Raw genomic sequence first — 14,392 nt, forward strand, 5'->3', positions numbered from 1 at the left:
CTTTAAACCATCTCGATAACTCACTATCTGAATAAATCCTCATATGATTTAAAGCAATACTTTTTTTGTGATGAAAGATTTTTAAAAAGATGTGGCAATTAAGAATTGACATGATAGCCCTTTGTGTATAAAAAATAACGAACTACATATCCTATCATTTAGCAGGAGATTACTACTTCAAAGACTTTTAGCTGAGCCATGATCGATCAAAAAACCTAGCATCCCTCCAAAGTTCTTTTCTACTTCAGACTACTGTGCCACCGACCTAAGACAATTATAATATTTAAATAGTCTTTAACATATGGAGGCACGACTCCTTTACTTTTTGAAAAACAAAAGGGTAAGATCAGACCTTACCCTTTACAAATTATATTATGAACTAAATTATTCTCCAGCTCTTCCACTTATAGTCTGACCATAAAAAATAGCATTCATCAGCAATCGATTTGTGCCATACCAAAATGCTCTAAAATTAGTATTATCAGTAAATGATATAACTTTACCTCCACCAACTCGGCTAACGGTCACGGCTGAAGTTCCTTTCAATTTTTCAGCATTCTCTTCTGAAATATAGCCGTTCATCAAAGGAGATTGAGTATATCGAACCGGATTTGCATATTGATTATTAGACTTTTCCATAAACAATGTACTGTTTCTGAAAACCGGCATTTTCTCATTCTTCAATCCATAAGTAAGCGGATGGCTTAAATCCAATTCCACTTCAAAAATCGCTCCGCCAATCACTTGAGCTCCTCTATTATTGCCTAAATCTTCATAAGATTCGTAGCCTGTAGTGTCTGGCTTGTTATCTGCAAATTTAACCTTGGTCACTTTCTGATCAGAAAGCCATTTAGCAGCAGATTTATAAGCAATAATTGTCCCGCCATTTTGAGCCCACTGTTGTATTTTATTCTTTTGACCGCCAATACTTCCATAACCCCAGCCATTTGGCATAATCAAAACATTATAGCGACTTAAATCAGCTCTTCTAAAATCATTAACATCAATTTTAGTAATCGGCATCTCGTAATGCTGATCCATCAAGAACCAAATCTCACCCGCATCATAAGGACTGATTCCATCGCCAATGATCATGGCTACTTTTGGTTGATTCAAAGATTCAAAAGATGGACTTCCTAAATTAATTCCATTGGTATTGCCACTTCTAACGGAATAAATATTTACTCCAGAACCTTCAATAGCTTCCTCTAATATCTGATAAATTTGAATTGGCGTTTGTTCTTGTTGTTTAACTGGAATCAAAATAGAACCAATCGCTAAGGTAGTTCCATCTTTTAAAATTACTTCCTTAGTATTCACTTTAGTCCTCAACCCTGCTTTCTGAATTTTATATAATGCTTTAGGAGCATAGAAATCATGCCATTCCATGATGTATGCATATTCACTTTTACCTCCCTTGATGTTTCCTTCAGGTCGCATCGAGATTTCAAATTTTTCTCCTAAAAGTCCAGTATTAAAGCTTCGCTTATCAAGGCTTTTATAATTCAAGTTATAAGACATTCCCATATTGAAGGCTGATACATCATAAAAAAGACTATCTGTAAAGCTCGTTCTAACATCAAAAACAGCCTTGATCAACCTGCTTTGATATTGATTCATCGGAATGATATAACTATTGTCCGTTTGAAAACCATTGGTATTTTTAGCCAATTTAAAAACATCAATCTCATGTCTGTCTAGCATTTCTGCAAAACGGTATAATTTAGAAACATCCTGATCTGAAACTACCCAAGCTTGCTCATTAGCTTCAGAAGCCATATTTACAGAGTTTTTATAAAAATCTCTTTGGAAGCCGAGCAATTCTCCTCGCATTTCATATCCGGCTTGAAGCGTACTTAATGATGCGGTAAACTGGTTTTTAATGGTGAAAGGAAATTCCAAAACTCCGTTTACACTTTCTTGTGCGTGTCCTCTAGAACTCGCCTGCTCAAAAAGTATTCCTATTGCTCCTTGCACATCTGGGAAAGTGGAGCCTTTTCCGTAATAGAAGTCATCGAAACTTTCCTTGCTGTAATAGAGTGATCCTACTCTATCCAAAAATTCAGCATGATATTCACCAATTTGACCCGTTAAATCTTGATTCTTCTGAGGAGTAATTGGGTGCGTCCTTTCTGGTATTCCGGGTTGGAAAAAGAAAGTGCTGTTTGTACCCATTTCATGATGATCTGTTAAAATATTAGGTTTCCAAGCATGGAATTGCGCAATTCTATTTTGCGACTCAGCTAATTGCACTGGCAACCAGTCACGGTTCATGTCAAACCAATAATGATTCGTTCTTCCGCCAGGCCAAGCTTCATTGAATTCTCTGTCATTTGGATCTGTCACCAGGTTCTCGCTTTTATGCATATTAGCCCATGTGGCAAATCGATTCAAACCATCAGGGTTAAATGATGGATCCAGTAAAACCACCACATTTTTTAATTTATCTTCAATATCTTGTCCTTGTGCTGCAGCTAAATAATAAGCGGTCAACATGGAAGCATTACTTCCACTTGGTTCATTTCCATGAATGGAAAAACCCATCATGATTACTGAAGGCATTTGAGCAATATCCAAACCGGAAGATTTATCAGGATTGGTTAATTGCTTATGGTTACTTTTGATTTCATCAATATTAGCGAGATTATCAGGATGAGTGATAGTCAGCAACAATTGCGGTCTGTCTTCATAGGTCACCCCCGTTTCTTCAATAGTTATCCTATCTGACGCCTCTGCAATGGCTCTCATATAGTACACTAACTTATCGTGAGTGACATGCCATTCACCGACTTGATGACCTATTACACTTTCAGGAGTTGGAATAGCAGAATCATAGGTCACACTATCTGGTAAAAAATAGGATAATTCCTTTTGAGCTAGGGCTACATTTGCCATTATGAAAATGGAAATTAAACTAAGTAAATATTTCATATTTGAATTAATTGTTTTTATTTAAAAATAAAGTTTATAGAAGCTTCCTTGTAGAATGCACATCATGAAAAAATTATCTTTTAGATAGCACAATTCTCGAAATTTCAATCCTCATCATAGAAAATTTAAAAATCAATTTAATGAATTATTTCGAGACAACTATCTAAAATTGTTTAAACGGCTATTTTCCTGTTTTTATAAAATTAAAATTTAATTCACTCGATATTAATGTTAACTTAATGTTAATTTTGTGCAACGGAATTATAATCAATAATTAACCTATCAAAAAAGGTATAGAATGATTAGGGGTTTAATTTTGCATTTAATCAAAAAAATAAAATAAGAAGAAATGAAGAGAATTTTACAGAGTTTATGTGGAATAGCGATTTTGTTAGCTTTTGCAACAGGATCGGCTTTTGCGCAGGGTGTAACTACATCGGGACTTTCAGGTGTAGTAAAAGACGACAAGGGAGAAGAGTTACCTGGTGCAACTGTGCAGGCAGTACACACTACAACAGGTACAACTTACGGTGCTGTGACCAATGTGGATGGTAGATTTAGAATGCCAAACGTAAGAGTTGGTGGTCCATACACAGTGACAGTTACATTTGTGGGTTTTCAAGAGTATGTGCTTGAAAATATAAACCTTTCTTTAGGTCAAACACGTAATCTTGAAGTTACTTTAGATGAAGAATCAACAATACTTCAGGAAGTAGTTGTAAAATCTACTAAAGGTGAGACTATTGATGGAGACAGAACAGGTGCTTCTACAAACTTATCAAATGAGAGAATTGCTTCAATGCCTACTATTAACCGTAGCATTAACGATTTTACTCGTTTAAATCCTCAGTCGAATGGTACTAGTTTTGGTGGTGCAGATAATAGGTACAACAACTACACAATAGACGGTAACTTATACAATAATAATTTCGGTTTGGGAAGCTCACAATTTGCTGGTGGAAACCCAATATCAGTTGACGCCATCGAAGAAGTGCAAGTAAACATTGCTCCTTATGATGTGACTCAAAGTGGCTTTACAGGTGCAAGTGTAAATGCTGTAACTAAATCAGGAACCAATAATATAGAAGCTTCAGCTTATACGCTTTTCAGAAACCAGAATACACAAGGTACTACCTTAAATGGTGGCCAAGATGTCCCTTTTTCAGAGTCTAAGACACAAATACATGGTGTAACTTTAGGCCTTCCAATCATCAAAGACAAATTATTCTTTTTCGGGTCATTCGAATATGAAGACAATGCTATACCTGGTGATACCCGAAGAGCAGCTAGACCAGAGCAAGGGCTATTTCCAGATTTAGAATTAGGAATTGCTCGTATGACTGCTGACCAAGCTCAATTTGTGCAAGAGCAACTACAAGAAATCTACGGATACGAAACAGGTGCGTTCGAAAACTATCCTTTTGAGGATGTTGCTACTCGAATGAATTTCAGACTAGACTATAATCTGAATCAGCAAAATAAAATTATGGTACGCTACAATAACTTCCAGCAAAGAAGAGATGTAGGAATTAATGGAAGCAGTCTTCGGTACATCAATGAGCTAAGACTTGGAAATACTGTTCGCTTCGGAAATGAGGCATTGACCTTTAGAAATGGTAATTACGGAAGTGAAGAAAGTGTACAATCGATCGTAGGAGAATGGACTTCCACCATTAATAATAACATGGCTAACAAACTAAATGTTGGTTATACTAGCTCTGTATCGCAAAGATATATTCCTGGGGATCAAAACTTTCCAATGTCTGAGATTGTTGAGTTTCAAGGTTCCACACCACTATACTTTGCATCTTTAGGGACTGAGCTATTTACAAGAGGTAATTTACTGGATAACAAAACCTTTAATATCACAAACAACTTCAACTATTTCATGGGAAAACACACCTTCACAGCTGGTGTTAATTTCGAATACATGACATTTGATAATGCATTCAACCCAATGTGGGATGGATGGTACAGATGGAATTCTTATGATGATTTTGTGGCAGCCGTTATAGATCGTGATCCTAGTGTACGTCCTGCTGGCTTTGCCATAGGATTTACTTATGATGAAAACAATCCATTTGAGCTTCCTACTGACAGAACTGAATTTGGTCAAGTAGGTATATATGTGCAAGATGAGTACCAAGCGAATGAAGACTTGATATTGACTGCAGGTTTACGAATGGAACTACCATTCTATCCCATTGACGCTCCGAGAAATCCAAGTGTTGAGGCATTAGGAATAAGTGTAGAGGATCCAAGAAACCCAGGTGAATTTATTGAGCCAAGAGTAGATCAGTTCCCATCAGTTAATCCAGTATTTTCTCCTCGTTTCGGTTTCAACTGGGATGCATTAGGTGATAAAACTTTGCAAGTGCGTGGTGGTACGGGTGTTTTCACTGGTCGTCCAATTTTTGTTCACTTATCTAACCAAATTAATGGTAATGGTGTAACTCGAGGAGGAATAGGTATTGAAGCTGACGAGTGGGGTCAAGATGGAAATCCAGAATGGGAAGGTTTTCAGGCTGATATTAATTATTATCGCCCTAATCCGGCTGAGCAAGAGCCAGGCGTATCAAGTGGTCTTTCAATTACCGATCCTAATTTTAAATTACCACAAACATGGAGAAGTAATTTAGCTGCGGATTATGTATTCAATGGTTTTGTATTTACTGTTGAAGGTATTTTCTCAAAAGATTATAACACACCATTTAGTACCAACTTATCAAGTAGACCTACAGGGGATGCTGTTATTATTGGTGGAAATGAATATCCTACCTACACCCAAGAAGCGTTGGGAGGTGCTATAAATGAATTGTTTTATTTGACAAATATTAATGACAGAACCTACGCTGGTTTAACTTTAGGTGTAGAAAAAGACTGGGGAAAAGGTATATTTACTAGCTTAGCTTATACGAGAAGTCAAGCAAGAGATTTTGGTTTAAGTGGTGGTTCACAAGCTGCGTCTTTATGGCCTAGTGATGTTCAGCAAGGTAGAAACAATCCGGAAGAAGGATTCTCACGTTTCGATCAGCCTAATAGAGTGGTTGGTTTAATTGCTTTTAATACCAAAGGATTAAACGAAACAAACAATACTTCTTTTAATTTATACTACTCTGGTGGAGAACAAGGTAGATTTTCTTACACTTATAGTGGTAACTTAAGTGGTGAAAACAATGGTGTTTCGTTAATGTACATCCCTGAAAATTTTGAAGATGCACAATTAGTGGATAGAACTAGTGGAGGAGTAATCACTCAAACTGCTGAAGAGCAATGGGAAATTCTAAACAACTATATTGAGAATGATCCATACCTAAGCGAAAATAGAGGTTCAGTTTCTGAAAGAAATGGAGCTATTTTGCCATGGTTACATAGATTAGACCTTTCAATAACTCAGGATATCCACTTAACTAAAGACCCAAGCAAGCATAAGCTTCAATTTAGAGCAGATATACTTAATGTACTAAATATGATGAATGATTCGTGGGGTGTAAGCAGACGAACTGTCCAAAGAAACTTAATGCAATTTGTTGATACTGATGAAAACGGAAATGGACAATTTACGATCAATCCGATTCAAGGAGAGTCTACATTCCCAACAGATGTTACTGTACCAAACTTTGATTTAGGTCAGACTTGGAGTGCTCAATTTGGCGTTAAATACATATTTTAATTAAAAGCAACAACTTTTAAATAATTATCGAAATGAAAAATATTTTTAAATATACATTTTTACTATTAGCAGGAATAGTGATGTTCACTACAGCCTGTATAGACGAGAATTACGATGATACCTCTGACATAGGTATAACAGATAAGCAGCTTATCATCAATGTATTGAATGATGAAAACCAATCTGGTGAATTGAGTATCTTTTTGGAACTAGTAGAGGCAAATGGATTAACTGGTGCCTTAACAAGTAGAAGAACACAAGATCAAATCACTGTTTTTGCACCCAATAATGAAGCATTTGAATTATTGGCCGAAGATCTTGGATATGACAATGTAGACGGTTTACTTGAAGACGAAGATGTGAATCTAGTAGAAATTCTGGAAACTCATCTAGCACTTGCAAATCTTACAATTAATCAAATTGAAAACGGTTCTTTTAGATCAATAGCAACATTTTCAGGTATTAACATTCCAGTAAGACGTGAAGCTGGTACTTTTGTGCTTAATGCGAATGAAGACCTAGAAATTTTAAATTCAAATACAGAAGGAAATGGTACAGTACACATCATTTCTAGAGTAATTCTTCCAATAAGATTTAATATTGATTTTTCGGAGGACTTTGGAACTGATTTTGCGGGCTGTTCTGAAGCATTAGATGCTTGGACTGTTGAAAATGTAGTTCTTGCAGGTGGATCTGGCTGGGAATGCACTGGTTTCGGATTTGAAGGACAAGGGATTCAAGCAAATGGTTTCTCAGGCGGTGCTCAAGAAGTAGATTCTTGGATTATATCTCCTGTTTTGGAATCTAATGATGTAGTTCTTAATACGTTGAAATTTAAATATGCAAGTAGATTTGACGGGCCTAATCCAGAAATTTGGGTTATTGCTGAAGAAGATTATGATGGTGAGGCTGCGATTGATATGGAAGCATGGACTAAACTAGACTTCAACTTCCCTCCTCCAGCTAGCGCAAACAATGTCTTTTCAGATTTATCAGTAGGTATTCCATCTGAATTTCACACTGATGCATATAGATTTGCATTCAGATATTTATCTGGAGCAGGAGCAACTCGTGCAACTATAGATAATATTCAAGTAGGCGAGGAATAAAATCTCTCAAATAGCATTTATAAAAAGTTGAAACCCGAAGTAGATTTACTTCGGGTTTTTCTTTTACCATGATCTGGTGATAATTAAAAAATGCACATAATCACCCAATTATTTTCAGGCAAATTGAATTATATCATGAATCTAATAATCCAGATTCAAATTAAAAGGCTCTTCAATTCACCTAGAATGACACAAGCCGTATTAAAAAAATATAAGTATACTTTTGAGGCTTAACAGCTGACATGGATCGAAAAAGATATATTGACATCAAAATCTTGGGTTATATTAATCTATACCATTAAATTTGTCTCTTAAAATATTACCGCAAATACTAGCCATTAATTCTCACTAAACTGACCTTAATGTCTATAAAATTAATACTTGAAATGAAAAACATCTTACTACTTATAAGCTTTACAATTATAAGCACAACAGCATTTTGCCAGCCTGATGGATACTACGAAGGAACAAATGGATTGACCGGAGAACCTCTAAAAACAAAACTTCATCAAATTATTAATAATCATGAAGTGTTTGAGTATGGAGATTTTCGAGATGTGATTCTACCAGACCTAGATCAAGACCCAAATAATGAAGAAAATATTATACTCTTTTATAAAAACGCTTCAATTCCAATTCAGAATTTTGCTTCCAACAATGAACCAGATTTTTGGAATCGAGAACATACATGGCCATCATCTCATGGTTTTAATAACGAAGACACTGCCTATACTGATGTTCACAACTTAAGACCCTCTGATGCCACGGTAAATAGCTCAAAAAGTAATAAAGACTTTAATGATGTCGAAAATATTGAAGCTAATGAAGAAGGTGAAGCTCCTGATACTTATACTAATGCGGATTTTTGGGATCCTAGGGATGAAATTAAAGGGGATGTTGCCCGTATTTTATTTTATATGGCTACACGTTACGAAAGTGAATCACTTGACCTTGAATTGGTAGATAGAATTAGTTTTTCGGGTGAGCCTGAATTAGGTATTTTATTTACTTTAATCAAATGGCATAATCAAGATCCAGTGGATAATGCTGAAAGGGAGAGACATGAAGGGGCTTTTGGATATCAGGGAAATCGAAATCCATTTATTGATCATCCTGAATGGGTAACTGAAATTTGGGGAGATGCTACTGCACCAAATCTCATCTTAAATGATTTAAATTTTAGTAGTGACTTTGGTAGAGTTGAGTTAGGATCGACAAAAGACCAACAATATCAACTAAATGCATATAATTTAACTAACGATGTATCTGTTGTTGTAGAACCTCCATTTTACGTCTCTTCTGACGGAGAAAACTACTCTGATAGCATCGGATTTTCATCTGATAATAATCCTGAACAAGTATTTACAGTTCATCTTCGATTTGATCCAGAAACGGAAGGTCAAGACGCTACTGCAGAGGTATTACACAGTACTAATGGTGATTCAGAAGTGCTTCATGTACAAGGACTAGAAGGTGCAATTGAAGTAATCAGAATTGCTGATGCAAGAGAACTATCACTGGGAGAAATTGTAAATGTGGCAGGAATTGTAATTGACAATGGAAACAACAGCAGTAACAATAGAGTAATTTATGACGGCAGTGCCGGAATTGTTGTTAGAAGCTTTGATGCTGGAAATGAATCAGCAAATCTTCAATTAGGTGACAGTATTATTGTAACTGGTGGCTTGGAAGAATATAATAACCTCTTACAAATTGCTGAATCACCAATTACTATTACAATAATTGAACAGGGAGTGAATCTTCCTGAACCAGAGATTATTGAGATCACTGATGTAGGTGAAGAATTTGAATCCCAACTTATTAAAATTGAAAATGTGGAATTTGTAGAAACAGGCAATTTTATGGGAGGTGGTTCTGACGGGAATTTCACCATTACAGATGGCGAAAATGAATTGATCTTTAGAATTGGTTCAAGTGAGCACCCCCTAGCTGGAGAACCAGTTCCTTCAGGCACATACAACGTCACCGGTTTTGTAGGACAATTTGGTGATGACTATCAACTTTCTCCTCGAACTATTGATGATTTGGAAGCTGTAGAAGATGAAACGGATTCAACTGAAAATCCACCACTTGCAGTTGCTGACTATAAATCAATAGATGGTTTGATTTTTCCAAATCCTGCCAAGGATGTAGTATTTATCAAAACTGAAAAAACAAACTTTAACCACCCTGTTACAGTAACGATCTATTCAGCTGATGGTAGAGTTAAGAAAAGATTGAGCAACATCTCAAAGAATTACAGCATTAAAATCAACGATTTAAGTGCTGGTATTTACTCTGTAATGATTTCAAGTGAAGATCAACACTATATTCAAAAGCTAGTTAAATATTGAAATTACAGTGAATTAAATAAAAGAGTTCTCTGCATAGATAGGCAGAGAACTCTTTATATCCAATCATCCCCATTTCCCACCGTTAGAGAGAAAGCATTCTAAATCAGTAACCTTATCGCTTTAAGTAAGTTCTAACTATTTGTATGTTTGTACATCCAACTAGCTCTACACTTTTTAAAATTTTATCATGAATAAGATCATTATCAGGATTATAGCCTCCGTAGCAGTTTTGGCTATCATTATATATTTGATATTCCCTAATATTTTCTCTTCTGAAGAAAAAAGCAAAATAGAAACTCCAGCCACAGGAGGAAGCACTAAAATTGCTATTGATGCGCAAATCGTGAAGTATGAAACCTTTGAAAACGACATAGTGCTAACGGGTTCCCTATTAGCTAACGAATCGGTTCAACTTGCTAGTGAGATTTCAGGAAAAATCGATGATATCTATTTTAAAGAAGGCGAATTTGTTAAAGAAGGCAAATTATTGGTGCAAACTAATGTAGCAGATTTAGAGGCTAACTTGCAAAGACTCAAGTATACTGCAAAATTAAATGCGCAAACAGAGCAGCGGCAAAAGCAATTATTAGAAAAAGAAGCTATTAGCAGAGAAGAATATGATATTGCATTCACTAATCTTAAAACAACACAAGCAGAAATTGATGCTTTACAGGCAGAAATAGATAAGTCAAGAATTCGAGCACCATTTTCAGGTTATATAGGCTTAAGGTACGTCAGTGAAGGAAGCTATATCACACCTACGTCTCAAATTGCTTCACTATATAATGTAGATCCGATCAAAATTGAATTCTCTGTTCCTAGCAGATATAGTGGTTTGGTAAAAAAAGGAAGCAAAATCACTTTCTCATCAGAAGCTGAAAATAAAGACCGAAATGCAAACGTGTATGCTATAGAACCACAAATTGATCCAGTGACAAGAACCTTAACAGCAAGAGCAGAAACGCCCAACCCCAGTAACGAATTGATTCCTGGTCAATTTATTAGAATCAACCTGAGCTTGGAAAATAGAGAAAATGCTATATTGATTCCTACCACAGCTATTATGCCTAAAGCAAATGGACATACAGTATTTATCATCAAGGAAGGGAGAGCACATCTCAAAGATGTTGAATTAGGAGCTAGAACATCCAACAGAGTTGAAATTCTTAAAGGAATTAGCAAAGGAGATACGGTTGCAATTGCAGGAGTTCCTCAATTGAAAGACAGAGCGGAAGTAGACATAAAAAAGCTGGAAAAATAAAACAATGGCATCATTATCAGAAGTAAGTATTCAAAGACCGGTTTTAGCCATTGTGCTTTCACTGGTTATCTTGATTTTTGGCTTTATCGGCTTTAATTTTTTAGGTGTAAGGGAATATCCGTCCGTGGATCCTCCAATTATAACCGTAACCACAGATTATGCGGGTGCGAATGCCGATGTAGTGGAATCCCAAATCACGGAACCGCTTGAAGAGGCTGTAAATGGAATTGCCGGTATTAGAACCATCACTTCTACCAGTGCTGAAGGAAGAAGTAGAATTACAATTGAATTTAATTTAAGTGAGGATTTAGAAGCTGCTGCAAATGATGTACGAGATAAAGTTTCAGGAGCTAGAAGAAGATTGCCGGAAGATGCCGAACCACCTACAGTAAATAAAGCCGATGCCGATTCCGACCCCATCGTTTTTTTGAATATAAATAGCGAGCAAAGAAGCTTATTGGAGTTATCTGCGATTGCTGAAAATACCTTTAAAGAAAGGCTACAAACCATCTCTGGAGTTAGTGAAGTCAGGATTTGGGGAGAAAAGCGATATGCCATGCGACTATGGATGGATCCCATCAAATTAGCCGCCTATCAATTAACACCATTGGATGTATTAAATGCCGTAGAAAGCCAAAACGTAGAACTACCTTCAGGAAGTATTGAAGGGGATATGATTGAGCTAGTAGTTAAAACGCAAGGGCAGTTATCTACCGAGAAAGAATTCAATGACCTCATAATTGCCGAAAGCAATAATAGTTTTGTTCGCTTTTCCGACATTGGATATGCTGAATTAGGTCCTCTTAATATGAGGACGGTACTGAAAAGGGATGGAATTCCGATGGTGGGTGTTGTTTTAATACCTCAGCCCGGCTCTAATAGTATCGATATTGTCGATGAATTTTATAAAAGGGTTGATAATATTAAAAAAGACTTACCTGAAGATATCAATCTGGGGATCGGATTTGATCAAACAGAATACATCAGAGAATCCATAAATGAGGTACAGCAAACGATCATTATTGCATTCTTACTTGTTATCTTAATCATTTTCGCCTTTTTAAGAGATTGGAGAACAACCGTTATCCCAATTGCCACGATTCCAGTTGCTTTGATTGGTACATTTTTCGTTATGTATTTGGCAGGATTCTCCATCAATGTTTTAACCTTATTGGGAATTGTTTTAGCCATCGGACTTGTAGTGGATGATGCCATTGTGGTATTGGAGAACATATACACTAAAGTAGAGGACGGAATGGAACCGATGGAAGCAGCAAAAAAAGGAGCTGTAGAAATATTCTTTGCTGTAATTGCTACAACTGTGGCACTAGTAGCAGTATTTATGCCCGTAATCTTTCTGGAAGGAATCACAGGTCGATTATTCCGTGAGTTTGGGGTAGTAGTGGCGACTGCAGTGATGATCTCTTCATTTGTGGCGCTTTCATTGACGCCAATGATGAGTAGTAGAATATTAAAAAGAAGAGAGCGCCATAATTGGTTCTACAGAAAAACAGAGCCTTTCTTTGTTTGGCTAAATAAAGGTTATGCTAGAAGTTTGGATGGCTTCATGAAAGTGAGATGGATGGGGATCTTATTGTTCCTTGGAGCAGTTGGTTTAATATACGGTTTATTTAAAACCCTCCCTTCTGAATTAGCCCCATTAGAAGATAGAGGGATGATCTCAGTAAGCACTACTGGCCCTGAAGGAGCCACTTTTGAATATATGGGAGAGTATATTGATAATTTGGTAGAAGTGACGATGGACACTTTACCTACTGACGGATTAATATCTGTTACTTCACCAGGATTTGGTACTCAAGGAACCAACTCCGGTTTTATGAGAATTATGCTTGTTGATGCCTCAGAAAGAGAAAAAAGTCAACAACAACTCTATGATGAATACACTCCCATTTTGAATGAGTTTCCTGCTGCAAAGGCTTTTGCATTTCAGCAACAAACAATTGGAGGTAGAAGAGGCGGATTACCTATCCAATATGTAATTCAGGCAACTTCTTTGGATAAACTGCAAGCAGTACTCCCAGCATTCATAGAAAAAGCGAGTAATAACCCTACCTTCACTATAGTAGATCAAGATTTAAAATTCACTAAACCGCAAATTGATATTCAAATCGATAGGGAAAAAGCTCGTTCATTGGGTATTTCGGTAATTGATGTAGCTAGAACTCTTCAGTTAGGGCTCAGTGGTCAGCGTTTTGATTATTTCATAATGGATGGTAAACAATATCAAGTAATTGGACAAGTCCAAAGAAATGATCGAAATGCCCCAGTAGATTTAAGGTCACTATATGTTCGTGCTGAAAATGGTCAAATGCTACAATTAGACAATTTGGTCACTTTAGGGGAAAGCTCTACTCCTCCTTCTTTGTATCGCTACAATAGATACATCTCAGCAACTTTATCTGCAGGTTTAGCACCAGGTAAAACAATTGGAGATGGAGTTGAGGCAATGGATGCCATAGCCGCTGAGGTTTTAGATGAAACTTATAGCACCTCTTTGTCAGGAGCATCATTAGATTACTTTGAAAGTTCATCTAGTTTATTATTTGCATTCGGGTTTGCTATTATCTTAATCTATCTAGTATTGGCAGCGCAGTTTGAAAGCTTTCGAGATCCAGTCATTATCTTATTTACAGTCCCATTAGCAGTGGGTGGTTCATTTCTATCACTGTGGCTATTCGGTGAAACCTTAAATATTTTTAGTCAGATTGGAATTATCATGCTCATAGGGCTAGTTTCGAAAAATGCCATTCTGATAGTGGAATTTGCTAATCAGAAAAAAGCACAAGGATTGAGTCTTAATGAATCAATTACTGAAGCTGCAAAATCTAGGTTCAGACCTATATTGATGACAGCACTCTCTACTATTTTAGGGATTTTACCAATCGCACTAGCATTAGGTGCAGGTTCGGAAAGTAGGGTTTCTATGGGGATCGCAATTATTGGAGGTCTGATATTCGCAACCGGTTTAACGCTATATGTTATTCCAGCTATTTATTCTTTTTTCGCTAGTAAACATGCACGTGTATCACGTGTTGAATCTTAA

At 36.4% G+C, this 14,392-nt stretch carries 6 protein-coding genes; 5 read left to right on the top strand and 1 reads right to left on the bottom strand.

From position 1 onward, the window contains the following. Window positions 1–384 precede the first annotated feature (384 nt). Entirely contained in the window at window positions 385–2,931 is a 2,547-nt protein-coding gene (locus FTRAC_RS09490; RefSeq protein WP_013454022.1) for a M14 family metallopeptidase, read from the bottom strand. A 349-nt stretch (window positions 2,932–3,280) separates the two neighbouring features. On the opposite strand from FTRAC_RS09490, the gene FTRAC_RS09495 reads away from it, so the two are divergent. From FTRAC_RS09495 to FTRAC_RS09515, 5 genes are all read left to right on the top strand, one after another. Continuing rightward, window positions 3,281–6,604, top strand: coding sequence for a TonB-dependent receptor (locus FTRAC_RS09495; protein ID WP_013454023.1), 3,324 nt, complete (start codon window positions 3,281–3,283; stop codon window positions 6,602–6,604). A 32-nt stretch (window positions 6,605–6,636) separates the two neighbouring features. After that, window positions 6,637–7,713: a fasciclin domain-containing protein gene (locus tag FTRAC_RS09500; protein ID WP_013454024.1), complete on the top strand. Its 1,077-nt coding sequence runs from the start codon at window positions 6,637–6,639 to the stop codon at window positions 7,711–7,713. A 386-nt stretch (window positions 7,714–8,099) separates the two neighbouring features. Further along, window positions 8,100–10,067 (top strand): endonuclease, encoded by a 1,968-nt coding sequence (locus FTRAC_RS19280; protein ID WP_049784095.1) that lies wholly within the window; start codon window positions 8,100–8,102, stop codon window positions 10,065–10,067. A gap of 187 nt (window positions 10,068–10,254) precedes the next feature. After that, entirely contained in the window at window positions 10,255–11,328 is a 1,074-nt protein-coding gene (locus FTRAC_RS09510) for an efflux RND transporter periplasmic adaptor subunit (protein WP_013454026.1), read from the top strand. Window positions 11,329–11,332: 4 nt separating this feature from the next. Beyond that, the gene (locus tag FTRAC_RS09515) at window positions 11,333–14,392 is read left to right on the top strand and encodes an efflux RND transporter permease subunit (RefSeq protein WP_013454027.1); all 3,060 of its coding nucleotides are present in this window, start codon (window positions 11,333–11,335) and stop codon (window positions 14,390–14,392) included.

It is taken from the genome of Marivirga tractuosa DSM 4126 (assembly GCF_000183425.1).
In the GTDB taxonomy this organism is placed as follows: Bacteria; Bacteroidota; Bacteroidia; order Cytophagales; family Cyclobacteriaceae; genus Marivirga; species Marivirga tractuosa.